The organism is Aeromonas sp. SG16, from assembly GCF_024436135.1.
GTDB lineage: Bacteria > Pseudomonadota > Gammaproteobacteria > Enterobacterales > Aeromonadaceae > Aeromonas > Aeromonas jandaei.
Window position 1 is genome coordinate 116,375 of the sequence record NZ_JANFNW010000006.1, and the last position, 24,569, is coordinate 140,943.

Consider the following 24,569-nt stretch of genomic DNA (forward strand, 5'->3'; position numbering starts at 1 on the left):
TCTCTGATACGGCAGGACTTTACAGCTTGGCGAGTCGCTCGCGGATCTCCATTTTGCGGCCCTCGTCCGCCACTTCCCGGCCCGGGCGCGCTGGAGCTGCCATCGCCTTGTCGAGATAGGTTTTGGCCTCAGCCTTGCGGCCCTGATCCAGCAGGAAGTCGCCGTAGAAGAAGTTGGGGTCGATGCCGGTCGGGTTGATGGCCAGCGCCTGCTTGAGCAGCTGCTCCGCCTTCTCGTCATCGCCGAAGCCGACCGGCCAGCCGGGCACCTGATAGTAGAGGGAGCCCAGGCTGGTATAGGCGGAGCCATCCAGCGCCTTGGGATCCTGCTTGATGGCCAGCTCCAGCTTGGCCTTGGCCTCTTTCACCAGCCCCAGCGCCCCCAGCCCGCCCTTGGCACCAGCCCAGGTGCTCTTGACGATGGCCGACCAGATGAGCAGGTCGGTGCGAAATGGCTCCTTGGCACTGGCCGCTTCGGCCTGGGTGCTCAGGGTTTCGAGGCAGCTCTCTTTCGCTTTGCCGCTCTGCTGGTACTGGCAGACGGCCCACTGTTGCTGAATAGGGGCGAGGGCGTCTGTGGCTGCCTGGGCGCAGGTCGAGCCAAGCAGGAGGGCGATGACGCAGGAGGTGGCGGATTTTAGCGCAACGTTCATATCAAAGTTCCTTTTTGGTCGGGATGGGGCGTGAGAGGTCGGGCTGCAGCGCCGCGCCGCTCTCGGCCATGCCCGGCTGTTGGCGGGCATAGCGTTTAATGATGGGCAGCTGTTTGGCCAGCGCCTTGTCGACGATGCCGGGCAGCAGGGCATTGAGTCGTACGAACAGCTTCTCCGGCCAGCCGAGCCAGCTGCGGCGGGTCTCGTTGCACAGGGCGATGATCGCCTCTTCCGCTACCTCCTGCGGGCTGTCGGTCTGGGTGCCGAGCGCCGCATTCATCTCGTAGGCCGCTTCGGAGTTGAGTTTGGTACGGGTGGCGCGGGGGGCAAAGTGGAGCACCTTGATGCCGCTGCCCTCCAGCTCCCGCCCCAGCGCCTCGCTAAAGCCGCGCAGGGCGAACTTGGTAGCGCAGTAGACGCTGTAGCCCGGGTAGCCGATGCCGCCAAACCCTGACCCCATGTTCATGATGATCCCCGGTTTGCGCAGGCGGGGCAGCAGGGCGCGGGTCAGCTGGATCGGCGCCTCGATATTGAGCAGCAGCTGGCGTTCGACCTGCTCGCTGCTCTGATCTTCCAGCCAGGCAAACTGGTTGCAGCCGGCGTTGTTGATCAGGATGTCGAGCCCGTTATCCAGCGCCGGGTGTTGCAACAACTTGGCCCGCTCGTGGGGCACGCCAAGATCGGCGATCACCACCTGATGGTGCTCGGGGTGCGGCAGCGACTTGCACAGGCGCTCCAGCGCCGGAGCGCGGCGGCCGTGCAGCAGCAGATGGGCGCCCTGGGCGGCCAGCTCCTGGGCCAGCTCCTCGCCAATCCCGCCGCTGGCGCCGGTGAGCAGCACCGTTTTTCCTTCAAGTTTCATGATGCGGATTCCTTCTGGTCACGGCGTGGCGGTGAGGTTGTAGAGCATCTCGCCGTAGAGGCGATAGACCACCTTGGTGGAGTGGATGATGGCGGCCTGATCTGCCGGGCTCTCGACCTTATCCATCAAGGATTCAAAGAACTTGAGGTGCTCCTGATCCAGGGTGCCGTGGGAGCTGAGATAGCTCATCGCCTGCGGGGGCAGCCCGAGGCCGCTTTTCAGCTGGTCGGCCACAGTGAGGGCGATGGCGACGCTGGTGCCTTCCAGCACCTGGACCATGCCGAAGAAGCCCATGGGGTTGCCGCGCTGGATCTGGTCGTAGAGGAAGGCGACCATCAGCTCGATGGGCAGGCCGGGCTGGCCATGACGCACCGCCTCGGCATCGCCGCCACAGGCGCGGATGTCATTGAGGATCCACTCCTGATGGCCGTACTCCTCGTCGATGTACTCGGCAATGGCGCCGCGTACCCACTCGTACTCCTGACCCAGCTTGCCGCCGGTTGCCATTAAAAGCGGGACTGTGTGGCGCACGTGGTAGTAGGCCTGCGCCAGAAAGGCGAGATAGGTGTCGCGACTGATGTCACCACGGCGGCAAGCTTCAATGATGGGGGCCTTGAAAAGGTGCTCGCGCTCACTGGCAGTGGCTTGTTGCAGAGTCTGATAGAAGCTCATGAGGATTCTCCTGTGGTGCCGGTTGCAAGGCACTGGCTGATCTGTTGGGCAAACTGGCGATAGGTCTCTTCCCGGCGCACCCGCCCGTTGGCGGTGAGCAGCCCGGGATGCTGGTCAAGTGCCACCGGCAGCCAGTGGTGCAGGCGGGCGTAGTCGGGGAGACGGCGATTCAATACTTCGATCTGTTGTGGCAGCTCGGCCTCTTTGCCCGGCAGGGGCTGGATCAGCGCCACGTTGGCGGGCTGGCCATCGCCGAACACCACGATACGGGCGATGGCTGGGCAGAGCTGGGCTTCAGCCTCGACCCACTCGGGGGAGAAGTTGCGGCCAAAGGCGGTGATCTGGACATTCTTCTTGCGCCCGGTGATATGGAGGTAGCCCTCTTCATCGAGGCGGCCCAGATCTCCCGTGGCAATCAGCTCGGGGATTGACTCATCGCTACCCAGATACCCCAGCATGGCGCTGCCGCGTACCAGGATCTCGCCATCGTCACCGATGGTGACACAGGTATGGGGCAGGGGGCGGCCAACGCTGCCCGGCTTGTCAGTACCCATGGTGTTGAGGGCCACCACCGAGCAGCACTCCGAGAGGCCATACCCCTCGTAGACCGGCAGACCAAGCTGGCGGGCATGGGCGATAAGATCGGGGGCAACCTTGCCACCGCCGACGGCGATAAAGCGCAGACCGCGCAGCTGCTGGGCCAGCACCGGGGTACTGGTACAGAGCGCCAGCAACAGGCGCAGCAGCTCGGGCACCAGCACCAGACTGTGAGTTGACCACCGCAGCAGCGCCTCCCCCAGCATGGCGGGATTGAGCGAGCTGGAGCCGGTGAAGCCGAGTTCGCCGAGCGATGGGATGCGGCTGCAGGCACCGGTCAGCAGCGGCACATAGAGGCCGGTGAGGTTCTCAAGCAGGGTAGCCAGCGGCAGCAGGGTGAGGTGTTTTTCCACCTTGGCTGGCGCGACACGCTCGGCCAACGACTCGCACACCGCCATCATGCTGGCCAGCGAGAGGCAGACCCCTTTGGGCTGGCCCGTGGTGCCGGAGGTGTAGGTGATCTTGGCAGTGCCCTGTGGCAATACCGGGAGGTTTGCCGGTTTGCGGCGCCAGAGCGGCAGTTCGCCGCTGACCAGCAACAGCGGCTCGGCAGCGTGCCATCCCTGATGGGCCGGGCCAACCAGTGCATCGGCGCCGCTGCTCTCCAGCAGCCACTCTTGCTGTTCAAGGCTGAAGAAGTGGGGCACCGGGATCACCACGATCCCGGCTTTGGTGCAGGCCAGATCCATCAGCGCCCATGGCAAGCCGTTGTCGAGTTGCAGGGCAAGGCGCTTGATGCCGGCTTGCTGCAGCTTGCCAGCCAGATGCTGGATCTGCTGCCAGAGGCTGTGGTAGTCGAGCCGCTGCTGGCTGCTCAGCAGCGCAGGTGATTGCGGATTCTCGCGGGCATGTTTGGCGATGGCGTCGAACAGGCTCATTGGGCGCACCTTTTCTCACTGGTCAGGGTTGCATCGGTAAAAAGCACTGGCATGGGGGCCAGCAGGTTGAGCAGCAGGCTGCTCTGGGCGAGCACTGCCCGCCCCTGATTGATATCTCCCACCATCACCTTGGGCTGGCAGCGGTAGTACTCGCCCCATGCTGCGGCGTCGGCACCGACCTGATGGGCCTGGGCGGGGGCCAGTTCGACCGGATTGAGGCGCAGGCGGGTGAAGCTGTTGCGCAGCTTGGCGGTGCCGGTAAAGACCACATAGTCGAGAGCGTTGTCACACAGCATGCGGCAGAGGGCGGCAAACATCAGGCGGGCATTGCCCGGCTCGCGACAGGCGAGGTTGCCCACCTCGATGATGCGCTGGCGGTCGGGACGAACACCAAGGCGAGTCTCGATGGAGGCTTCGATCGGTTGCTCCAGATACTGCTCCAGATAGAGGCGATGCTCGCCGGCCTGGCTGCTGGCACGGTTGAGGCCACAGGCACCCACCAGCGTCCCGTCGGCGCGATAGAGTCCGATCAGGCAGGGCAGAAAATGGGGAATGCGGGCATTGAACTCCAGGGTGTAGGCATCCTGGATATAGGCTTGCAGCGCCATGACCTGCTGCTCTGATTCGGCCAGGATCAACCGGTAGGGGGCTTGGATCTCGGTGGTCATGGGGAGGCTCCTTCTCTTGCGATGGATTCAGAGTAAAAGCCCAAACTTAAGAAACCCTTAAGCGGCAAAAAAAAGTTGTCAGCATCCGGTACGGCAGGCAAGCTGCCCCCCTGTCGCCATCCCGAGGTATTCCATGTCATCGACTGCCTGCTGCCCCCTGTGTGCCAGCCATCACTCCTATCCCCTGCCGGTGGCGGGCAAGCGCTATCACCGCTGTCGCCAGTGCGAGCTGGTCTGGCTGGATGCGGGCGATCATCTGGATGAGGCGGCGGAGAAGGTGGTCTACGACGGCCACGACAACCGGGTGGATGATCCCCGTTATCGCACGTTTTTGATGCGGGCCTTTGGCGAGGTGCTGGCGCGGGTGCCGCTACCTGCCAGCGGCCTTGATTTTGGCTGTGGTCCCGGCCCTGCGCTGGTGGCGATGGGGCGTGAAGCGGGTTACGACATGGTTGGGTATGACAAGTTCTATGCCGACTTCCCCGAGTTGCTGACGCGTCAGTATGACTTCATCACCAGTACCGAGGTGATCGAGCACATTGCCGAACCGCGCGCCGTGCTTGACCGGTTGTGGGGCTGTCTCAAGCCCGGCGGCATGCTGGTGCTGCAAACCCAGCGGGTGCTCGGTGACGAGCGGTTCAAGAACTGGCGTTACCGCCACGATCCTACCCATATCGTCTTCTTTGCCGAGGCGTCGTTTCGGGTGCTGGCTGCTCGCTGGCAGGCCGAGCTTGAGTTGCCTCATGCCGATGTGGCGGTATTGCACAAAGGCACGCCCTGAGGCGTGCCTGCTGATGGATGGTTTTAGGAAGTAATTAAATGCCTTGCATTTAGCGTTATCAGCTATTTAGCCAGCATGATGCTCAACAATTTGTCATCTTGCTTGTTGTATAGCTTGGAGACCAGCTCGCCAAACAAGAAGGCAACGTTAACGCCCTGTCCGCCGTTATATCCAAGGGCATAATAAATATTCTGATTCGTACCGGTGACGCCGATCATTTCATTCTTGGTTGTGGTTTCTGCAATGATCCCGTCCCAAGTTTTTTCAATTTTTATCCCTTTTATTGATGGATAGAGCTCACCAATACGCTTGGAGATTTGAGCTTCAATCTTTTTCAAATCACCGGGGTACTGCAGGTCATCCCCCTCATTGTATTCGACGCTGCCACCACCAATAACAATGCGATGGTCAGCGGTCATGACCATGTGGTAAGTGGCATCACTGTCCGTTCCGGCATATTGGTCGTCATACCATGAGATGTTGTTTTTCCAGCCAATACTGTTGTATTGCGCATCCGTCAGTGGGGCCGTGACTGCCACTTGAGTGTGAGAGGGTTCAATATCATCAGGCTTGAAGCCAAGCGTTTTCCCGGCATAGGCATTGGCTGCAACGACAATACTCTTTGCGGTAACTTCATAGCGTTTGTCATTGACCTTGACTGGCAATGAAATCAGTTTGCCGTCTTCTTCATATTCCAGCACCGGGCTGTTTTCATAGATGACGACCCCGGCATCTTCCGCCAGTTTCTTGAGCGCGGCGACCAGCTTGCCCGGGTTGACCATGCCGCCATTGGGATCATATACCGCACCGACCAGCTCTGGTGAGCCGAGCATATTCACGGCTTTCTCTTTGCCCCAGAATTCAATTGGCATGCCCAGTTTTTTGGCCTGAGCCACATACTCTTTGGCATCATCCAGATTTTCAGGGTTAAAAATTCCCAGCGATTGGCCATTGAGTACGTATCCCGGGTCAATGCCGGTCGATTCGGCCAACCGCTTAATCCGGTGCATGCTATTGACGGTGATGTCATAAATCTCTTTATGATTCGCTTTGTGATCACCCATCACAAAGCCGCCTTCGCTATAGGTTTGCGCCAACACCAGAGCGCCATTACGGCCAGATGCGCCATTGCCGACCCGCTTTGCTTCCAAAATAACCACAGTGCTGGCCGGATTGGACTTCTTGATATGGTATGCGGCAGATAATCCCGTATATCCACCGCCGATGACGGCGACATCCACATCAATGTCTTTATTGAGGCTTGAGTTTACGGTAGGCAAGAACTGAGCCCAGTAACTCTGGTTGTCATCATAAAATCTGGCGATATTTTCCTCGCTGGCGAAGACGTTGGTAGCGAGTGTGCCACTCAATGCGATCAGCGAAAAAATAGCGCCTTTTAATACCGGAAATGCTCGCATATTGATTCTCCATTGATAGTAATAAAATTCGAGCAAGATTGAGCTAATTCAGTATCAGCCAGAAATGCGGGCGCCTCTTGTCAAACGTCCGGTTGCTGCTGCCAACCTTGGCTGTCCGCTCTATCCCCCCGCAGTGTGTCGGGCAGCCATGGAAAATGGATGTCTGTGCAGCGGTCAAACCGCAGGTTGGCAGACGCATATCGCGTTATGGCTCCAGATAGTCGCGATCTTGCCAGTGATAGAACATCAGGGTGGATTTGACGCCGATTGACTTGAACGGCTCTGGCGGCAGCCACATCGGCAGCGTCTGCTCCGCGTGGTTGAACCAAGGGTGAGCCTTGCCTTGATAGAGGCTGGCCACGATGTCGCCAAACAGGAAGGAGAGGTTGATGCCGTGGCCGTTGTAGCCGAGGGCGTAGTAGATGTTGTTGTGATCCCCCATTACCCCCACCGCTTCAGTGCTGTCGCCGGTCATGCCGAGCACCCCGTCCCACACCTGCTCAAATTTGATCCCCTTGAGGGCCGGATAGAGGGTCACCAGCTCGGTCATCATCATCTCGCTGACCCGATTGAGATCGCCCTTGTAGTTGAGGCCGTCGTTGAAGACGTACTCGGCATTGCCACCGCCGATGACGATCCGGTTGTCCGGGGTCAATACAAGATGAAACAGGATGTTGCGGGTGTCATAAAAGGGCATCCGGCTCTGCCACTGGATGGCGTTGAGCTGATCCCGGGTAAGTGGTTCGGTCACGGCGCTCTGGGCGTGTACCGGAAAGACCCGGCCGCTGAAGTAGCCAAGTTTTGAGGTATAGCCGTTGGTCGCCAGCACTATGCTGTCGGCGGTCACCTTGTACTTGTCGGCCACGTTCAGTTCGATCTGCTTCCCCTCCTTGATCCCCAGCACCGGGCTCTGTTCATAGATGGTGACGCCCGCCTGCTCCACCGCCTTGTGCAGGGCGTTGACCAGCTTCATGGCGTGTACCTGACCGCCATTGGGGTCGTAGACCGCCCCTACATAGCGGTCGGTGCCGAGTTTCTCTTCGGTGGTGTCGGCGTTCCAGTATTGCAGCGGGATGCCGAGGCGATTGGCGGTTTTTACATAGTCGCGGTACTCGGGAATATCCTCCTCATCGAGGATCGCCTCCACATAACCATCGAGCCTCATATCGGCATCGATGCCGGTCGATTCAACCAGTGCCTGCAGCTTGTGCATGCTGGCGACCGTCAGATCATAGTGGCGCTTGCTCGCTTCCCCCTCTTCATAGAGGTCCATCACCTCGGAGCCCGGCAGCACCATGCCGCCATTGCGGCCTGAGGCGCCGCTGCCGACCTGTTTGGCCTCGAAGATGGCAATCTTGAGCGACGGATTGGCCTTTGCCAGATGCCAGGCGCTGGAGAGGCCGCTGTAGCCGCCACCTATGATGGCGATATCCACCTTCAGATCTTGTGCCAGCGGGGCACTCTCCTCTGCCGGTTTCTCCTTGAACCAGTAGCTGGTGTTGGGCTCAAAGTCGCTCATTTTGGGGCCGCAGGCGGCGAGGAAAAAACAGCTGATACACATGGTCAACGCTCGTTGGCAGAGGGTGGTCGGGTTCATGGTTTGCTCCGGGTTCAGATTGCTTGTTCGGTGTTGCTGGCTGGTTGCGCCGTATTGACCCGGCGTCCGATATCCCGCAGCCGGGCGAGCTGGTCGGCAAGACCGGGCCCTTCATCCAGGCTGCTGACAAAATTCCACAGGTAGGTCATCACAGCATAGACATGGCCTGCGGAGACCTGGGGTTGGGCCATCAGCATGGTGATGGCGAGCAAAAAGAGCAGGGCCGCGCTGACGCCGACCGCCAGAAAGGCGAGCGCCTCCCGATCCGATACCCGGATTCGGATCCATGCGAGGGTGCGGTAGTGACGGGCCAGCCTGATTTGCTCGGCGTGCGTCACCAGCTTGACCTCGTGCTCCAGCCGGTCGTTGAGGCGCTCATGCAGCAACTGGTTCTTGCGTGAAAAACCGGGCAGCAACAGACCGAACAGCAGCAGAACCCCCATACAGGCGATACCGACCCAGAACTCGATCACCGTCAGCATGATGGCGGCACCCATGATGGAGACCAGGCTGGTGGCCAGGATCGGGATATGTTTCTCGAAGAAGTCGACAAACTCCCGTGCCAGGGTGACCCGCGCCACTATGGTGGATTGCCCCTCCTGCTGCTGACGCTGGGCCAGGATCACCGGCACCGCCAGCGCTGCATAGATATGGGTGAAGGTGCGGGTATCGACCGCCCGGCGCAGGGCGCCGATGAGCCAGAACAGCAGCACGATGAGGGCATAGCTCGAGGCTTGCCACCACAGTCCCTTGACGATGGCGTCGATGGCAAAGCCGGCGAACAGGGGGTAAGCCACCAGCAGGATGTTTTCGAGGGCGACCAGCGAGAAGGTGCCCGCCAGCTTGAGGGGATTGGCCCGTGCAATCGCCCCCAGCGAACGACCGGCCGAGTGTGGCAACGGCGTGGCCTGCTCGTTGCAACTGGCTGCCGAAGTGGTTGGTGTTGTCATGGGTTATCTCCTAAGATGTCGGAAATGCTAACTTTGAGCAAGTGCTCAAAGTTTGTTTGAGCAGTCGCTCAAAGTCAAGCGGAACGATTGATATCGCAGGAGGTAAGATGGCACGCCCATCAGCAGAACAGCGCAAAGAGATGATCATCGAGGCCGTACTGGCCCTGTTTCGGGAGAAGGGAATGGCCGCCTCTTCTACCCGTGATGTGGCCGAGCGCACCGGTCTGGCGCGCAGCCACGTCTACCACTACTTCAAGGATTGGAAAGAGCTCTGTCTCTGCGCCGTGGAGCGCTTCACCAGTCAGGAGATAGCCGAGCTGCGGGAGTGGCTGTTGCCGCTGCCGGCCCGCGAAGCGTTGCCACTGTTCGTGCGGGACAACCTGCCGACCAGTCAGGATGCCTCCTGGGCCATCTATCTCGATGCATGGAACGAGTCGCTACGCGACCCGGTATTTGCCGAGAGTTACCGCAAGACCATTCAGGCATGGCGCGAGGTGCTGGAGCAGATCCTGCAAAAGGGGATCGACAGCGGCGACTTCATGGCCGCTGATACCGGACGACTGGCGCGCCAGATCACCTCCCTCATCAACGGCTATGCCGATGACCTCATTCTGGAGCCAACTCCCGAGACGGTAGAAGCCACCTATCAGGAGATCATGGCGGTGGTGAACCGGCTGGTACTGCCAAACAACCCGGCATAAAGCTGGGGGAGGGCCATCAACTCTTCCCCATGTTTATTTGGCTGCTGTTCGGGCATGCTGGAGGTTGGTTACCAAGGAGTGGTTTGATGTCTATTCCCCATTTATCGCTACAGGATGCCCGTCATTTACAGCTGGCGGCGCAGGGGCTGCTGGTGCCGCGCCGCGGCAAGGCTGCCCCGGCCGATCTGCTGGCGACCATCCGCCACATGGCGCTGCTGCAGATAGACACCATCTCGGTGGTGGCGCGCAGCCCCTATCTGGTGCTCTTTAGCCGCCTTGGCCAGTACGAGCCTCGCTGGCTGGAGCAGTTGCTGGCCGACGGCGAGATCTTCGAATATTGGGCCCACGAGGCCTGTTTCGTTCCCCGCGAGGATTACCGGCTGCTGCGCCACCGGATGCTCGACCCTGCCGCCATGGGCTGGAAGTTTTCGGCCAACTGGCTCGCTACCCATCAGCAGGAGATCGGCCAGCTTATCGAGCGCATTCGCCACCATGGCCCGGTACGGGCGGCTGACTTTGAACGCACAACCGGCAAGGGGAACGGCTGGTGGGACTGGAAGCCGGAGAAGCGCCATCTGGAGGTGCTCTTTACCACCGGTCAGCTGATGGTGCGGGAGCGGCGCAACTTTCAGCGGGTCTATGACCTGGCCGAGCGGGTGCTCCCCGAGTGGCGTGATGAGCGGGATCTGCCGAGCGTCGAGCAGGCGCAGCGGGATATGGTGCGCGCCAGCTGCCGGGCGCTGGGGCTGGTCAAAACTGGCTGGGTGGCGGATTACTACCGGTTGCGGCGTGGCAAATATGACGCCTTGCTCCATCAACTGGCGGACGAGGGGGAGCTGTTGCCGGTACGTGTCGAGGGATGGCAGCACGGTGCTTTCGTGCACGCATCTCTGGCCGATGAGCTGGCAAGGGCGCAGGCGGGTAGCCTCAAGGCAACCCATACCACCGCCCTGTCGCCGTTCGATCCACTGGTATGGGATCGCAAGCGAGCCAGTGAGTTGTTCAACTTCGACTATCGCATCGAGTGCTACACCCCGGCGCCCAAGCGTCAGTACGGCTACTTCGTGTTGCCGCTGCTGCATCGTGGCAAGCTGGTGGGCAGAATGGATGCCAAGGCCCATCGCCAGCAGGGGATCTTCGAGATCAAGAGCCTCTATCTGGAAGCCGGGGTGAGAGTGACCCGCCAGCTTGCGCAGGATCTGGCGAAGGCTCTGCAAAAGTTGGCCGAGTGGCACCAGACGCCGGCGTTGCACTATGGCGCCATTCCGGCGCCCTTGCTGGCTATGTGGCAATCCGGTTTTGCGTAAGGCGGTAAGGCTGTAGCACTGGACTAATCTGCACAGTAACGCGTCATAAGATGATGGCATGAGCGGGGAGAGAGGGATGAGACGAACCCGATTGCTGCTGGCAGGGCTGGGCCTTGCCATGCTGATACCGGCGAGCTTTGCCAGAGCGGCAGAGAAGCCGGTACAGATCTGTCTGGGGGAGGGCAACGAGTGGGCCCCCTTTACTTACTGGGAGCGCAAGGATGGGGTACCCGATACCAGCCGGCTGACCGGCTCGGCCACCACGCTGGTGCTCGATGCCATCAAGGAAAATGGCTTGTCCTACCAGATCCGCTATCTGCCTTGGGCGCGGGTGCAGCAGGAGCTGGCGGATTATCACCAGAACGGCTTGTGCGAGCTGACCTGGGATGCCAGCTACAAGCCGGAGCGTGCCGAGTTCGCCTTCTACAGCGTGCCGCTCTACTACACCCATCTCGGTTTCTTCTATCTCAAGCGCCGCTATCCTGAAGCGCCCGATCTGCAGACGGTCAACAGCTCGCGGGTGTGTGGCGTGATTGGCTATAACTATGCCCCCTATGGGCTCGCGCAGGAGCCACGCCGGGTCAAGCAGTTGCAACAGGCGCTCGACATGCTGGGGCGGGATCGCTGTGACTTCTTGCCAAGCGAGATTGAGCCGCTGGTTGGCGGGTTAACCCTGGGCATCTACCAGAGCGAACCCGGTCTGCTCAATCTCGCCCTGCCAAGTCGCAAGGGATTCTATCTGCTGGTCAGCAAGGGATCGCCTCGTGCCTACGAGCTGGTTACCCGCATGAATCAGACGTTGGTGGCATTTCAGGAGCAGGGTCATGCGGAGGAGGTGATGCGCCGCTTCCTGCCGCCGATGGAGTAAGCGCCAAGAAGGCTAATCACTCAGATTTATCAGATGAAAAAGAGCCAGCCGGTGCAAACCGGCTGGCTCTTCCGTTTTATGGGAAAACCATCAGGCTGCGATGCGGGTCAACACCTTCACCAGCAGTTCGATGCGAGGGCCAATGCTGGCCAGATCGAGATACTCCTCGTCACTGTGGAAACCGGCACCAATGGGGCCCAGACCATCCAGCGTGGGGATGCCGAGGGCGGCAGTGAGGTTGGCATCTGAGCCGCCCCCTACCTCTTGCCAGCGAATGGGCAGCCCCAGTTCGGCGCCGCACTCTTCAACCAGCGCCATCAGCGCCTGAGTGCCCTCTGACGGTACCATTGCCGGTTTATGCGCCTCGCGGGTCAGCTTGATGGTGACCCCTTCCAGATGTGGGCGTTCGGCCAGGGTCAGCAGATGATCGTTGACCTGGCTGTACTCTTGATTGTCCCAGAAGCGCACATCCACCACCGCGCTGGCGTGGGCCGGTACTATGTTGGCGCCGTTGCCCCCCTCGACGATGCCGATGTTGAGGGTGGTGCCGCTCTCGAAGTTGGTAAGGGCATTGATGGCGAGGATCCAGTGGCCCAGCTCGGTGATGGCGCTGCGCCCCTTCTGCGGCTCGTTGCCGGCGTGAGCCGCCTTGCCGGTGAAGTCGATGCGATAGCGTGCCATTCCCTTGCGAGCCTTGACCAGCGAGCCATCGGCCCGGGCCGCTTCGGCCACCAGCACCTGCTTCGCCTGTTTGGCCACTGTAGCCAGCCAGTCGCTGGAGTGGAGGGAGCCGATCTCCTCGTCCGGATTCATGCAGACGCAGATGCTCAGGCGATCGCGCACCTCGCGGGGCAGTGCACGCAGGGCATAGACGATGTTGAGCAGGCCGGATTTCATGTCGGAGACACCGGGGCCGTAGGCGCGCTCGCCATCGACACTCATCGGGCGTTCGGCTGCGGTACCGACCGGGAAGACGGTATCCATATGACCGATCAGCATGATGTCGATCCGCTCGGCCTGCGGCTGGTTGCGGATCTCCAGCCCGACCCCGGCGATGCCGCAGTCGACCCGCTTGATCTGCCAGCCGCCCATCGCCTCGTATTTGGCGGCCATCAGGTCGGCCACTGTGGCAATGCCCGGCTGGTACAGAGAGCCGCAATCCAGATTGATCAGGGGGGCCAGCTCAGCCAGATATTGATCCAAAGAAAAAGTCATTGTTTGCTCCGCTATCAGATCCGGGGTCACAGGATGATGTTCATTACCAGCATGGCGCCAAAGGCGTTGAGCACCGAGATGGCGATCATGACCGGGATATAGCGCCCTTCGGTACCGATACAGCCGAGGATGCGGCCCATGTACTGCACCTGTGAACCCATCAGGTAGATGGCTGGCGCCAGAATGGCGATGTGAGTGCCGTTGAGGATGCCCTGATCGAACAGGGTGATGACCACACCGACTGCGCCACCCATCGACATCCAGGCGCCGATCAGCACGGCTGCCGCTTCACCGGGCAGGCCGAAGATGGCCATGACGGGGGAGAAGATGGCGCCCATGGCGTCCAGCGCGCCGGTGATCTGCAGCGCTTTGATGATGACAAAGGCCATCAGCACGTTGGGAACGGTGGAGGTGGTGGCGATGACCCATCCCTTCTTGGCCCCTTCGACGAAGATATCGGTGACGATGGGTTTCTTGACGTTGGCCTGGCTCATTTGGCTTGCTCCTGGGTGGTAAGGGTCTGATCGCGTTTGCTGTTGTCGGCACTCTTGCCTTCGGTGAGGTTGAGATAGACCCGGAACAGATTGGCGCCAATGAACTTGAAGACGAACATCACGGCGACTGCCAGCCCGATGGAGGAGCTGACCGCCGGGCTGCCGTCAGCCAGGGTCAGGGTGAAGAGCACGGCACCGGAGGAGAAGAAGTTGACTATGGTGGCGCCAGCGGAGAACTGGAACATGGTGAACACGTCGGTCTCGCGCTTGGTGATGAGCCCTTCATCCTTGAGCTGGCGAGTCATGGCGGCTCCGGCATCGGTACTCTGCAGCGAGGCGATAAGGGCGAGGCCGGTGTTGCCCGGGATCCCCATCAGCGGGCGCAGCAGCGGAGTCAGCAGCTTGCGGGCGGCATCCAGTGCACCGTAGTGCTCCAGCACATTGATCATGCCGAGTGCAAACATCACGGTGGGGATCAGGGTCAGGGCGAACAGGAAGCCATCGCGAGCACCGTTGCCTCCCTTGCCACGCATGTCGGTCATGGCCGTTTTGATGCCATCCCCGTTCTCGCTGACGCTCTGCACCATGGTGCCGAACGAACCGTTCAGCGTGGTGAAGTCAAATACCCCGTACCACTGGTTGGACTGCAGCAGCCCGGAGAAGAAGACAACGGCAAAGGCCAGTGCCAGATAACAGCCGATCGTCACCGGACGGTTTTTTTCGCTCATAGATAGCTCCACATGAATAATTATTTAATCCGATGAATTATGGTTGATACGGCTATCAATTATTTGATGGGGGTCAAGGAGCCTTGCTGATATGCGGGGTGACGTTGGTGATATGTGAGGATGATCGTCCTCTGAAAAGAAGAAGATCCGGTTTTTGTTTAATTTGTTGAAAAAGTCAGCGGCAAGGATGCATGGGGATGTTGCAATAAAAAACCGGGCACTTGGCCCGGTTTGTTCAATCAGTTGCGCGGTGATTACTGGAGTACCAGCACCATCAGCAGACCGACGGTAATGGCAGATACCAGGAAGGCAAAGCCATAGAACACATAGTGGTGCAGCTTGGTGGTGTGGATCCCCAGATCATGCAGACCGTGGTAGATACGGTGCATGCCGTGCCAGATCGGCAGGGCGATGATCACCAGCAGGATGCAGGCACCCCACCAGGAGCTGGCGAATGCCAGAACGCGGTCATAGCTCATGGTCTCTACGTCCATGATACCCATGGGTACCAGCAGACCGGTGATGAGGACAATGACCGGCAGCAGCATGGCAACGACCATGCCACCCGCACCAAACAGACCCCAGTAAATTGGCTCGTCAGAACGTCTCATTGTTTTCTCCTCAGGCCACGATGATCAGGACAAGCAGGGATACCACAGCCAGCGCCACATACTGGGCGATGACGATCGGTTTCTCCGGCACCAGGTCTTCACCACGGAAGATACGCATGGCTTTCGGCGCCAGAGCGAACCAGGTCTTGGCATGGAACAGGCAGGCTGCCAGCGCAATCACGTGGAACAGGATGGCGATCGGGCTTTGCAGGGACTCCAGCCAGCCGTTAAACGCTTCCTGACCCTGTACCAGACGCATCAGACCCCACATCAGCACAACAGCGTAGATGGAGACGAAGATACTGGTGCCTTCGCGGATCATGTAACCGGTGTAGAAGGCGTTCTTCAGCCACCAGTCTTTCTTCATTTCGCGGACGTAAGGTTTACGTTTGCTTTCAGTGTTGTTCATGGTCTCAATCCTGCTCTCAATCTGGCTTGAACATGGCGATCATGTAGTCCTTGGCACTCTCTACCTTGCCAAGCTGGATGGCCGCTGCCGGATCGACGCCCTTCGGGCACACTTCGGAGCAGTAGCCCACGAAGGTACAGCCCCAGACGCCTTCGTCCTGGCTGATGATGCGCATACGCTCTTTGGCGCCGGCATCACGGTTGTCGACGTTGTAGCGATAGGCCAGAGCCAGTGCCGCCGGACCGGTGAACTTCTTGTTGATGCCGTACTGCGGGCAGGCCGCGTAGCAGAGACCACAGTTGATGCACTGGGAGAACTGCTTGTACTTCGCCATCTCTGCCGGAGTCTGGATGTATTCGCCATCGCACAGGTTGCGCGGCTCGCTCGGGATGATGTAGGGCTTGATGCTCTCCAGCTTCTCGATGAAATCGGACATGTCGACCACCAGGTCGCGCTCGATCGGGAAGTTGTTGAGCGGCTCGATGGTCATCTTGCCCGGCAGATAGTCGCGCAGGAACGCTTTGCAACCCAGCTTGGGAACACCGTTGACCATCATGCCGCAGGAGCCGCAGATCGCCATCCGGCAGGACCAGCGGAAGCTCAGGGTAGAGTCCAGGTGATCCTTGATGTATTGCAGCGCATCCAGCAGAGACATCTCTCTCTGGTAGGGCACCTGGAAGGTCTGCATCCAGGGCTCGTTATCCTGCTCCGGACGATAGCGCAGGATTTCAATTTCAATCATCTCAGCCATTCTTCTTAGCCTCGTCTTGTTTCTCACCCTCGGAGCCGTACACGCGTTTTGCCGGCTGGGACTTAGTGATCTTCACATCGGAGTAATCGATGGAGGGCGTTTCGCCATTGTTGTAGAACGAGAGCGTGTGCTTGAGGAAGTTCACGTCATCACGCTCTTCGTAACCATCCAGACGCTGGTGGGAACCGCGGGACTCTTTACGATTGATGGCGGAGTGAGCCATGGCTTCTGCCACGTCCAGCATGTAACCCAGTTCGATGGCGTACAGCAGGTCGGTGTTGAAGACAGAGGACTTGTCGTTGATCTTGACCTTCTTGTAACGGGCTTTCAGCTCGTTGATCTTGTCGATGGTGCCCTGCATCAGCTCTTCGGTACGGTAGATACCGACACCGGCTTCCATGGAGGTGCCCAGTTCGTTGCGGATGTCTGCCGGGTTCTCGGTGCCATCGATGTCGAGCAGGGAGAGATGCTGCTTGACCAGAGCCTCGGCCTTGGCGACCAGCGCTTCGGTATTGCCATGCTTCTGGGTCTTGGCGAATTCACCGGCTTGTTCACCAGCCAGCTTGCCGAATACCACGATCTCGGACAGGGAGTTGGAACCCAGACGGTTGGCGCCGTGCAGACCAACAGAGGCACATTCGCCAGCGGCGTAGAGGCCGGCCAGACGGGTGGCACACTTGTTGTCAGTCTCGATACCACCCATGGTGTAGTGGGCAGTCGGACGTACCGGGATGGGCTCTTTGGCCGGATCCACGTTGACGTAGGCTTTGGCCAGTTCGCAGATGAACGGCAGACGCTCTTTCAGGTACTTCTCGCCGAGGTGACGCAGGTCGAGGTGAACCACATCGCCCATCGGGCCCTGGATCACGCGGCCTTTCTGCTGCTCTTGCCAGAATGCCTGGGAAACGCGGTCGCGCGGACCCAGTTCCATGTATTTGCTCTTCGGCTGGCCGATCGGAGTTTCCGGGCCCAAGCCGTAGTCTTGCAGGTAGCGGTAGCCATCCTTGTTGAGCAGGACGCCACCCTCACCACGACAACCTTCGGTCATCAGGATGCCGGTACCCGGCAGACCGGTCGGGTGATACTGAACGAATTCCATGTCACGCAGCGGTACGCCGTGACGATAGGCCAGCGCCATGCCGTCACCGGTCACGATGCCGCCGTTGGTGTTGTAACGGTAAACACGACCAGCACCACCAGTTGCCAGAATCACTGATTTGGCCTGGATGAAGCGGGTGATGCCGTTCTGGATGTCAAAGGTCAGAACGCCCTGAACGCGACCATCTTCCACGATCAGGTCGAGGCAGAAGTGCTCGTCGAAGCGCTTGATGCTCGGGTATTTGACGGAGGTCTGGAACAGGGTGTGCAGAATGTGGAAACCGGATTTGTCAGCGGCGAACCAGGTACGGGGAACCTTCATGCCACCAAAAGGACGCACGTTGGCTTTGCCATCCGGCTTGCGGCTCCAGGGGCAACCCCAGTGCTCCAGCTGGATCATCTCTTTGGTCGCATTGTTGACGAAGTAATCGACAACGTCCTGCTCACACAGCCAGTCACCACCGGAGACGGTGTCGTTGAAGTGGTTTTCGAGGGAGTCGTCATCGCGAACGACACCGGCGGCACCACCTTCGGCTGCCACGGTATGGCTACGCATCGGATAGACTTTGGAAATCAGGGCGATATCCAGGTCTGGCTGTGATTCGGCTATAGCGATAGCGGCGCGCAGGCCAGTACCGCCGGCACCGATGATGGCTACATCGGTCTTGATAATATCCACATCTGCCTCCTTAGGGATAGATTTGCTGGGCACGATTTTGCTCTATGAAAAAAATTCAGGCTTGATGCAAGTCAAACAGCTTGGTTTTATTCCATTTTTCGTAGTTATTTTTTTCTAAAACACCCTGATCCCTGGATGAAAATGTCGTAATTTTCGTCATTTTTTGGTGTTATTGAGCAGTAAAACACCTTGCTACGAAGACTTTAACTTCCGGATTATACGTAGTTTTCTTTCAATAAAATGCGAATCACCTCTCTTTTTAGGTACTCACGAAAAAAATTTTAAGTTTTTTATTAAAACTTTTTAATGATAATTATTGGCATTTAAATATATGCATAAAAATTACTAATCCTTTCCTCAGCTGAAAAAGTGGAATATATCCAATGGGGGCTACTGCATGGCGGGGGTGACAGGAAGGTGAGGAGGCGGCGGTAATGTTAGATTACTCACTGATAATTAAGCGATATTTAAAAAAGTAAAGGGGCCTGTACGGCCCCTTTCTTATCATCGTCAGATCCGGAACATACCGACCTGATTACTCAATTCACCCGAAATATTTTTAAGTTGTTCAGAGAGATGGCGTGAGCTGTCGGCATCTACGGCCAGTTCGTCCGAGACATCTTTCACCGCCTGAATGTTGCGGCTGACCTCGTCAGTAACGGCTCGTTGCTCCTCGGCGGCGCTGGAGATCTGGGTCGCCATGTCGGAGATCTGGTTGATGGAAGCGGTGATCTGCTCCAGCGCCTGGGTGGCGTTGTTGGCATCATCCACGCTGTTCTGGGCCAGCAACTGCCCTTCATGCATGGTGCTGACCGCACCCTGGGTATTGCGCTGCAGGGTTTCGATCATGCTGCGGATCTCGACGGTGGAGCTGTGAGTACGCTGTGACAGCACCCGCACCTCGTCCGCAACTACCGCAAAGCCACGACCCTGTTCGCCGGCGCGAGCAGCTTCAATAGCGGCGTTCAGTGCCAGCAGGTTGGTCTGTTCTGCGATGCCCTGAATGGTGGAGAGGATGGTATTGATCTCCTGCGCGTTTTTCTCCAGCTCTTGAATGATGTTGGAGGCCTGCTCGACCTGAGTCGCCAGATCGGTGATGGAACGCTGGTTGCGGGCGATGACCTGCTTGCCATGTTCACAGCTGCTGCTGGAGGAGCGCGCCGCTTCGGCAGTCTGCTCGGCGTTGCTGGCTACCTCGACGGCTGTGGCCGACATTTCGTGAACGGCCGTTGCAATCTGGGAGATCTCGTTTTGCTGGCGAGCCAGCCCCTGATTGGCCTTCTCTGCCATGTTGTGTGAGGACTTGGCCTGCTGGTTGAGTTGGCCGGAGGAGTTAGATATATCCTGCACCATCACATGGATCCGCTCGATAAAGGTGTTGACGTGTTTGGCGACTACGCCGACCTCGTCTTCACGCTCGATCTTGATGCGGCGAGTGAGATCGCCATTGCCACGGGAGAGATCGGCAATCGCTTCACCCAGGGTTTTCAGCGGAGCCAGAGAGCCATTGATGGCGACATAGGAGAAACCCGCCACGATGATGATGGTGAGCAGGCCTTGCAGAAGTGCTGAAGTGACCATGCGTTTGACCGACTGATAGGCCACTGCTTCATCGACCACAATGCCGTAGTACCAGTCGGTATTGGGGATCTGGTTCAGGTCAAACACGCTCAGTTTGCCGCTGATATCCATCTCTGAGATGGTGCCGTCATGAGCAATGCGATTGACCCCGGAGGCAGTCAGCTCGGGGGAGAGGGCGGTGGCTGGTTTCAGGGTCAGTGAAGCATCCGGGTGGGCAATGATGGTGCCGCTGCTGTCGATAAGTACCGCGTAGGTGCCTTCGGTATTGACCGCCAGAATGTCGGAAACCAATCCGCTGATGGATACGTCGCCGGCAATGACGCCTTGGGTATTACCACGCTGGAACGGTTCGGCGATGGTGATAATCAGCTGCCCGGTGGAGATATCTGCATAGGGTGCAGTGATGGTCATTTTACCTGCGGCCATGGCGTCCTTGTACCAGGGGCGCTGGCGCGGGTCGTAGCCGGCGGGCAGATCGGTCGGCTTGCTCTGGATCATCTTGCCATCATTTGTGCCCACATAGACGAGATCAAACCCGCCCGCATTCATGGACTGGGCCAGATGGCTGATGGGGTTATCCTCTTTGGCAAACGCCTCCTTGGTGGAGCTGACCATATTGACGCGGGCATCGAGCCAGCGGGAGATCCCCTTGACGTTGGCGGCTGAACTTTCGTCGATAAAGCTCCAGATCAGTCGCTGGGTTTCGCTGCGCAGCTGCGAGGTGTTGTACCAGACCTGCAGGCCGGTGATCACCAGAATGATGATCCCGATAGCCAGAACAAGTTTGTTTTTAATGGATAAGTTCATAGTTACTTCCTTGTGAGCGTCAGTCTGAAGTGTGTTCGAGCGAATTATTGTTATGTGCCATCTCTTATCGGCCGAAGTTGGACTCTTTTTATCCCGGTCTACGACTTAAAGTTAGCGGTTAACCTCACGCTTATCCATCCGGATGCTGGTTGCTCACTGTGTTAAAAAACGGTCGGGCCGATTGGTGAATATGCCGTCGACCCCCATGGCAGCCAGCTGTTGCTGGTCGGCAAGGTGATCGACCGTATAGACCAGTACCTTTAATCCACGGCGATGTGAATCATCGACCAGCGCAGCGTCAATGAAATCAACATCGCAATTGATGGACCAGGCTCCCAGCTGTTCGGCAAAGTGTGCCAGTTCTAGTGGCAGATTGGTCGTAAGAGCGCCAATCCGGATATCGGGTCGCAGGGTCGCAAAGCGAGCCAGCTCTGGATGGTGGAATGAGGAGACCACCCATTGGTTGGCGGTGAAGCCGAGCTCGTTCTCGGCCCGTTTGGTAAGCGCTGCGACGGCATCGGCGGTATTGGCTCCCTTGAGTTCGATATGAAGCTCACAGCTGCCGTCAATCAGGCTCATCACCTGCCACAAGGTCGGAATGATCTCCCCCTCACCAGCATCGAGCTGCTCCAGATAGGAGCGGGATTGCTCGGTCAGAACGCCCTTGCCGTTGGTACAGCGCTCAAGCCGCCGATCGTGGAATACCCACAACTCGCCATCGGCCGCCTGCACGTCGATCTCGATAGCGGTGACCCCCAGTTCCAGCGCTTTGGCCATCGCTTTGAGGGTGTTCTCGGGGGCTAGGCCGCTGGCCCCCCGGTGAGCAATGATCTGCATGGTTTGTTCCTTTCTCATTGGCTGGGTTAGCCCCTGCTCAAGTGAATATCAATCTGTTGGTGGGGCAGGGTGAGCCCCTGTTGCTGCATCTTCTCCAGCACCAGCGAGTGAACTTCGTGGGTGATGGGCATCCGGTGATCCATGTTGTTCACGTAGAGCCGGATCTCGTAGATCAGTGCCGAGTCGGTGAACTCGATCAGGAACACTTCGGGGGTTGGAGTATCGAGCACCAGTGTCGATGCCTTGACCGACTCTTCCAAAATAGTCTGAACCAGTTTGGGATCCCGGGTCAGGCCGATGCGGATCCGCAGTCTTACCCGGGTGATGGCATCGGAGAGCGACCAGTTGATGAACTGCTCGGTGATGAAGGCCTTGTTGGGGACAATGATCTCCTTGCGATCCCAATCCACTATGGTGGTGGCGCGCGTCTTGATCTTGGTGACGGTGCCGGTGAGGTCGCGGATGGTGACGGTATCACCCAGCCGGATCGGTTTCTCGAACAGGATGATGAGGCCGGAGACGAAGTTGGCGAAGATCTCCTGCAGACCGAAACCCAGACCGACCGAGAGAGCGGCAACCAGCCACTGGGTCTTCGACCAGTCGATGCCGAGCATCGAGAAGCCGGTGAGGACGCCGATCAGGATCACCAGATACTTGCTGGTGGTGGTGAGCGCAAAGCCGGTACCGGGGGAGAGGCTCAGATGCTGCAGCAGGGTCAGCTCCATCAGGCTCGGCAAGTTGCGAGCGGTGACCACGGTCAGGATGAAGACGAAGGCGGTCAGCATCAGATCCTGCAAGGTGATGGCCGAGAGCTGCTCTATGCCGCCAATCTTGCTGCTGACCTGCCACACCTCGATGTTGCTGAGGAAGCTGAAGGCGGAGTTGAGATCCGACCATTGCACCACAACCAGCAGGGTGAAGCCGAGCATCAGCAGAGTGCGGATCAGCCCCAGCGACTGGGTGCTGAGGGTATCGAGGTCAAGCTCGGTCTCCTCGACCACATCCGGGATCTCCGAGCTCAACTCCTCGTGCGATTCATCCCGGCCGCGCAGGGCCAGGATCTCCGCCCGCTTGCTCTTGGCCCGATCGAAGGCCAGCCGGCGACGCTGGATCAGCATCCAGCGTCTGGCCAGATAGTAGACAAGCAGACAGCCAAGCCCCATCAGCAGGCTCAGCTCCAGCTGGCGTAGCAGAATGCGCGAGGTATAGAAGTAGCCAAACAGGGTGCCAATCACTGCCAATAGCGGCGCCAGCATCAGGCTGTTCCAGATGAAGTGGTGCAGCAGATGGGGTTTGGTCATATCGCTCTGGCCCCAGGTGAGCGGCAGTCGCTCCCGGTTGAGACGAGCGAAGAAGAGCAGCAGCCAGAGGGCGCCGATGATAAAAGCCAGCCGCCCGAGGGAGTCGTAGAAGGCGTGCTCCTGATAGCTGTTGGCCATCCCCTGCACGAAAAAGCTCGGGATCAGTACCAGCAGCAGGGTGCGAAACTGTCCCCACACTTTCTGCACCTGCTCTTTTGGCCAGCGAAAGTGGTGGATCAGGATCCCCTTCTCAAGGGTGAGGTGACGGGCCAGCACCAGTGCCAGCAGCAGAAACCAGATCTCGCCAAGGCCACGGCCGATAGCCACGGCAAAGGGGTATTGCCAGGCACCGCCCAGCAGCCCCCGCACCATCAGTACCATGGCGGGGAGCGGCATGGCTGCAAGCAGAGAGCGCAACAGCAGCCGGCTGGTAAGGCTGAACTTGTCCTGGGTTACCTTGCCGATCCGTGGTGCTATGTGGTCGCAATATTGGGTCAGATGGCGAGCCAGTTTGAACCAGCTCCAGGCCAGTACCAGCAGTCCCAGCGTGGCCAGGGTCAGACTGAGTGGCGTGTTTTCGGCGATAGCGTGGGGGACTTGCAGCCAGTTCTCCGGATTGAAAGCCAGCGAGAGGGCGGCAGGCACCCCGAGCATGACGGAGGGGGTGAGCGGCCGCACATCCGGCATCCAGAACAGGTGACTGGCGCTGAGCTCACGGATCTCGTCGATCTTGCTGTTGCGATGGCTGTAGAGCAGCTTGAGCCGGGTCTGCTCCTGAATCAGGGTGTCGGACGCGTCGTTGAGACGGGTCAGCAGCTGGCGGCGAGCCTTGAGCAGATTGTCGAGCACTGCCTGCTGCGGGCGGTCAAGGGAGACCTCTTCATTGGCGAGGAGCTGGTCGCGCAGCTGACGGGGATCCTTGAGGGTATCCTGCTCGGTCTCGTACTGGTATTTGGCCATGCGGGCGCTGACGATTTCGGATTCGAGCTTGTCGAGGGGGTAGTAGGCGGGCAAATCGGCCAGCTTGCTGCGCAGGTTCTCGCCGTAAGCGTCGCTTATCTGCAGCCATTCAAGCTGCTCGCGCACCGAGTTGACCAGTTCGTTGAGCTCAAACAGATTCTTGTCGACGCTGCGTTGCCTGTCCTGCACCTCTTCGATCTGCTCCTCCAGCCGGCCGAGCTGGATGGAGAGAGCCTGGTTCTGTTGCTGCTGCTCCAGCAGCAGAGGCATATCGTCAGAGAGCTGTTTGCGTAGTCGCTCGCTCTCTTCCAGTGCCTGTTCGGTCTTCTCCCGACGCAGCTGGTTTTGCTGGGCCATCAGGGCCGCTTGCCACTCGTCTTCATCGGCAATGGTCAGATTGAGCTCCTGCAATTTGAGCTTGCCAAGATCGCTGCGCTGCTGGGCCGAGAGCTGCTCCAGCTCCAGCATCTGGATCCGGTCGGAGATACTCTGCTCCTTGATCCGGGTCAGCAGCAGTTGTGCCTCCTGCAGCCGATCCGATTCGCTGCTGAAGTTGAGTCGCTCGAGCTGACTGCGGGTGACTTGCAGCTGTTTGCGCAGATCATCCACCCGCAGATGGTAATCCTGACCGGTGCTCTCCAGCTGATTGAGGCTGTCCATGATGCCCTGACGCTCTTTGCGCAGCATCATCTGGCGGTTGCTGCTAAGGCCAATGGCCTGGCGCAGGCTCTCCTCCTTGAGACTGGAGAGGGCTGGGCGGCTCTTGGGCTGATAGTTGCGCAGGCTCTCCTTGAGGCGGGCCGACTCCTCGGGATAGTCGATCAATACCTGCTGATAGGCTTTGCCCTGCTCCCGGTAACGTTCTGCCTCCCGGGCAAACTGCAGTGCCTGCTGATAGCTCTCCCTCAATTTCTGGTTTTCCGGCGTATCGCTCTTGGGGACGCTTTGCAGCAGCGCTTCGGCCTGGGCGATGGTGTCATCGGCCTGTGCCGTGGTGGTGAGCAGAGCTAGGGAAAGAAGCAGGAGGGCGAGCAGGCGTTGCAACATGAAGCACGTGTCCGTTCATAAGAGGTTGACCTAGCCTAAAGCAGGGGCAGAAGAGGGTAAAGCGTTCAATATTAATGATTTGTAACACAAATAACGGGCG

At 59.0% G+C, this 24,569-nt stretch carries 22 protein-coding genes; 4 read left to right on the forward strand and 18 right to left on the reverse strand.

The window, feature by feature from the left end; genetic code table 11:
• Positions 1–19: 19 nt before the first annotated feature.
• From NOM67_RS15025 to NOM67_RS15045, 5 genes are read right to left on the reverse strand one after another with little or no spacing between them, the layout of a single operon-like run.
• Entirely contained in the window at positions 20–652 is a 633-nt protein-coding gene (locus NOM67_RS15025) for a tetratricopeptide repeat protein (protein WP_104014076.1), read from the reverse strand.
• A gap of 1 nt (position 653) precedes the next feature.
• Entirely contained in the window at positions 654–1,514 is an 861-nt protein-coding gene (locus tag NOM67_RS15030; protein WP_255938366.1) for an SDR family oxidoreductase, read from the reverse strand.
• An 18-nt stretch (positions 1,515–1,532) separates the two neighbouring features.
• The gene (locus NOM67_RS15035) at positions 1,533–2,186 is read right to left on the reverse strand and encodes a TenA family transcriptional regulator (protein WP_255938367.1); all 654 of its coding nucleotides are present in this window, start codon (positions 2,184–2,186) and stop codon (positions 1,533–1,535) included.
• A complete protein-coding gene (locus NOM67_RS15040) occupies positions 2,183–3,661 on the reverse strand; it encodes an AMP-dependent synthetase/ligase (RefSeq protein WP_255938368.1) in 1,479 nt (492 codons plus the stop codon). Before NOM67_RS15040 ends, NOM67_RS15035 begins: the two co-directional genes overlap by 4 nt.
• Positions 3,658–4,329, reverse strand: a complete 672-nt coding sequence (locus NOM67_RS15045) for a thermostable hemolysin (RefSeq protein ID WP_042029796.1) — start codon at positions 4,327–4,329, stop codon at positions 3,658–3,660. Before NOM67_RS15045 ends, NOM67_RS15040 begins: the two co-directional genes overlap by 4 nt.
• Before the next feature lie 133 nt (positions 4,330–4,462).
• On the opposite strand from NOM67_RS15045, the gene NOM67_RS15050 reads away from it, so the two are divergent.
• On the forward strand, positions 4,463–5,110 hold the full coding sequence (locus tag NOM67_RS15050) for a class I SAM-dependent methyltransferase (protein ID WP_255938370.1): 648 nt from the start codon (positions 4,463–4,465) through the stop codon (positions 5,108–5,110).
• 62 nt (positions 5,111–5,172) lie between these two features.
• On the opposite strand, the gene NOM67_RS15055 is transcribed toward NOM67_RS15050, so the two are convergent.
• The 3 genes from NOM67_RS15055 to NOM67_RS15065 all read right to left on the reverse strand — a co-directional run bounded on the left by NOM67_RS15055 (position 5,173) and on the right by NOM67_RS15065 (position 9,075).
• Positions 5,173–6,528 (reverse strand): FAD-binding oxidoreductase, encoded by a 1,356-nt coding sequence (locus NOM67_RS15055; RefSeq protein WP_255938372.1) that lies wholly within the window; start codon positions 6,526–6,528, stop codon positions 5,173–5,175.
• Positions 6,529–6,733: 205 nt separating this feature from the next.
• Complete coding sequence (locus NOM67_RS15060; RefSeq protein ID WP_255938374.1) at positions 6,734–8,125, reverse strand: FAD-binding oxidoreductase; 1,392 nt, start codon at positions 8,123–8,125, stop codon at positions 6,734–6,736.
• A gap of 14 nt (positions 8,126–8,139) precedes the next feature.
• Positions 8,140–9,075 carry an ABC transporter six-transmembrane domain-containing protein gene (locus NOM67_RS15065; RefSeq protein ID WP_104014082.1) on the reverse strand — a complete coding sequence of 312 codons (936 nt, stop codon included), beginning with the start codon at positions 9,073–9,075 and terminating at the stop codon, positions 8,140–8,142.
• A 107-nt stretch (positions 9,076–9,182) separates the two neighbouring features.
• Here NOM67_RS15065 and NOM67_RS15070 point away from each other — a divergent pair, with 107 nt between their 5' ends.
• The 3 genes from NOM67_RS15070 to NOM67_RS15080 all read left to right on the forward strand — a co-directional run bounded on the left by NOM67_RS15070 (position 9,183) and on the right by NOM67_RS15080 (position 11,951).
• Positions 9,183–9,776 carry a TetR/AcrR family transcriptional regulator gene (locus tag NOM67_RS15070; RefSeq protein WP_041209997.1) on the forward strand — a complete coding sequence of 198 codons (594 nt, stop codon included), beginning with the start codon at positions 9,183–9,185 and terminating at the stop codon, positions 9,774–9,776.
• Between the two features lie 86 nt (positions 9,777–9,862).
• On the forward strand, positions 9,863–11,083 hold the full coding sequence (locus tag NOM67_RS15075) for a winged helix-turn-helix domain-containing protein (RefSeq protein ID WP_156853112.1): 1,221 nt from the start codon (positions 9,863–9,865) through the stop codon (positions 11,081–11,083).
• 76 nt (positions 11,084–11,159) lie between these two features.
• Positions 11,160–11,951, forward strand: a complete 792-nt coding sequence (locus NOM67_RS15080; RefSeq protein WP_156853113.1) for an ABC transporter substrate-binding protein — start codon at positions 11,160–11,162, stop codon at positions 11,949–11,951.
• 90 nt (positions 11,952–12,041) lie between these two features.
• On the opposite strand, the gene NOM67_RS15085 is transcribed toward NOM67_RS15080, so the two are convergent.
• The 10 genes from NOM67_RS15085 to mscM form a co-directional block, all read right to left on the reverse strand.
• Positions 12,042–13,166, reverse strand: a complete 1,125-nt coding sequence (locus NOM67_RS15085; RefSeq protein ID WP_156853115.1) for a M20 family metallopeptidase — start codon at positions 13,164–13,166, stop codon at positions 12,042–12,044.
• A gap of 26 nt (positions 13,167–13,192) precedes the next feature.
• Positions 13,193–13,660, reverse strand: a complete 468-nt coding sequence (locus NOM67_RS15090; protein ID WP_041210001.1) for a YjiG family protein — start codon at positions 13,658–13,660, stop codon at positions 13,193–13,195.
• Complete coding sequence (locus NOM67_RS15095; RefSeq protein ID WP_255938381.1) at positions 13,657–14,388, reverse strand: nucleoside recognition domain-containing protein; 732 nt, start codon at positions 14,386–14,388, stop codon at positions 13,657–13,659. Before NOM67_RS15095 ends, NOM67_RS15090 begins: the two co-directional genes overlap by 4 nt.
• A gap of 254 nt (positions 14,389–14,642) precedes the next feature.
• A complete protein-coding gene (frdD, locus tag NOM67_RS15100) occupies positions 14,643–14,999 on the reverse strand; it encodes a fumarate reductase subunit FrdD (protein WP_033112665.1) in 357 nt (118 codons plus the stop codon).
• Positions 15,000–15,009: 10 nt separating this feature from the next.
• Positions 15,010–15,408: a fumarate reductase gene (locus NOM67_RS15105; protein ID WP_033112664.1), complete on the reverse strand. Its 399-nt coding sequence runs from the start codon at positions 15,406–15,408 to the stop codon at positions 15,010–15,012.
• A 16-nt stretch (positions 15,409–15,424) separates the two neighbouring features.
• Positions 15,425–16,159, reverse strand: a complete 735-nt coding sequence (locus NOM67_RS15110) for a succinate dehydrogenase/fumarate reductase iron-sulfur subunit (protein WP_005347973.1) — start codon at positions 16,157–16,159, stop codon at positions 15,425–15,427.
• Positions 16,152–17,936 (reverse strand): fumarate reductase (quinol) flavoprotein subunit, encoded by a 1,785-nt coding sequence (gene frdA / locus NOM67_RS15115; RefSeq protein WP_041210004.1) that lies wholly within the window; start codon positions 17,934–17,936, stop codon positions 16,152–16,154. The genes NOM67_RS15110 and frdA overlap by 8 nt, the downstream gene beginning before the upstream one ends.
• Positions 17,937–18,446: 510 nt before the next feature.
• Complete coding sequence (locus tag NOM67_RS15120) at positions 18,447–20,324, reverse strand: methyl-accepting chemotaxis protein (RefSeq protein WP_041210005.1); 1,878 nt, start codon at positions 20,322–20,324, stop codon at positions 18,447–18,449.
• 153 nt (positions 20,325–20,477) lie between these two features.
• On the reverse strand, positions 20,478–21,161 hold the full coding sequence (locus tag NOM67_RS15125; RefSeq protein ID WP_156853117.1) for a glycerophosphodiester phosphodiesterase: 684 nt from the start codon (positions 21,159–21,161) through the stop codon (positions 20,478–20,480).
• 26 nt (positions 21,162–21,187) lie between these two features.
• Entirely contained in the window at positions 21,188–24,469 is a 3,282-nt protein-coding gene (gene mscM / locus NOM67_RS15130; protein WP_156853119.1) for a miniconductance mechanosensitive channel MscM, read from the reverse strand.
• Positions 24,470–24,569: the final 100 nt, after the last annotated feature.

Bases quoted from the DNA above. Each gene is read 5' to 3' on its own strand.
- NOM67_RS15085 (WP_156853115.1), bottom strand. From the start codon at position 13,166: ATGACTTTTTCTTTGGATCAATATCTGGCTGAGCTGGCCCCCCTGATC.
- NOM67_RS15035 (WP_255938367.1), bottom strand. From the start codon at position 2,186: ATGAGCTTCTATCAGACTCTGCAACAAGCCACTGCCAGTGAGCGCGAG.
- NOM67_RS15050 (WP_255938370.1), top strand. From the start codon at position 4,463: ATGTCATCGACTGCCTGCTGCCCCCTGTGTGCCAGCCATCACTCCTAT.
- NOM67_RS15065 (WP_104014082.1), bottom strand. From the start codon at position 9,075: ATGACAACACCAACCACTTCGGCAGCCAGTTGCAACGAGCAGGCCACG.
- NOM67_RS15080 (WP_156853113.1), top strand. From the start codon at position 11,160: ATGAGACGAACCCGATTGCTGCTGGCAGGGCTGGGCCTTGCCATGCTG.
- NOM67_RS15110 (WP_005347973.1), bottom strand. From the start codon at position 16,159: ATGGCTGAGATGATTGAAATTGAAATCCTGCGCTATCGTCCGGAGCAG.
- NOM67_RS15025 (WP_104014076.1), bottom strand. From the start codon at position 652: ATGAACGTTGCGCTAAAATCCGCCACCTCCTGCGTCATCGCCCTCCTG.
- NOM67_RS15125 (WP_156853117.1), bottom strand. From the start codon at position 21,161: ATGCAGATCATTGCTCACCGGGGGGCCAGCGGCCTAGCCCCCGAGAAC.
- frdD (WP_033112665.1), bottom strand. From the start codon at position 14,999: ATGAGACGTTCTGACGAGCCAATTTACTGGGGTCTGTTTGGTGCGGGT.
- NOM67_RS15030 (WP_255938366.1), bottom strand. From the start codon at position 1,514: ATGAAACTTGAAGGAAAAACGGTGCTGCTCACCGGCGCCAGCGGCGGG.
- NOM67_RS15045 (WP_042029796.1), bottom strand. From the start codon at position 4,329: ATGACCACCGAGATCCAAGCCCCCTACCGGTTGATCCTGGCCGAATCA.
- NOM67_RS15095 (WP_255938381.1), bottom strand. From the start codon at position 14,388: ATGAGCGAAAAAAACCGTCCGGTGACGATCGGCTGTTATCTGGCACTG.
- NOM67_RS15040 (WP_255938368.1), bottom strand. From the start codon at position 3,661: ATGAGCCTGTTCGACGCCATCGCCAAACATGCCCGCGAGAATCCGCAA.
- NOM67_RS15090 (WP_041210001.1), bottom strand. From the start codon at position 13,660: ATGAGCCAGGCCAACGTCAAGAAACCCATCGTCACCGATATCTTCGTC.
- NOM67_RS15120 (WP_041210005.1), bottom strand. From the start codon at position 20,324: ATGAACTTATCCATTAAAAACAAACTTGTTCTGGCTATCGGGATCATC.
- NOM67_RS15075 (WP_156853112.1), top strand. From the start codon at position 9,863: ATGTCTATTCCCCATTTATCGCTACAGGATGCCCGTCATTTACAGCTG.
- NOM67_RS15055 (WP_255938372.1), bottom strand. From the start codon at position 6,528: ATGCGAGCATTTCCGGTATTAAAAGGCGCTATTTTTTCGCTGATCGCA.
- mscM (WP_156853119.1), bottom strand. From the start codon at position 24,469: ATGTTGCAACGCCTGCTCGCCCTCCTGCTTCTTTCCCTAGCTCTGCTC.
- NOM67_RS15105 (WP_033112664.1), bottom strand. From the start codon at position 15,408: ATGAACAACACTGAAAGCAAACGTAAACCTTACGTCCGCGAAATGAAG.
- NOM67_RS15060 (WP_255938374.1), bottom strand. From the start codon at position 8,125: ATGAACCCGACCACCCTCTGCCAACGAGCGTTGACCATGTGTATCAGC.
- NOM67_RS15070 (WP_041209997.1), top strand. From the start codon at position 9,183: ATGGCACGCCCATCAGCAGAACAGCGCAAAGAGATGATCATCGAGGCC.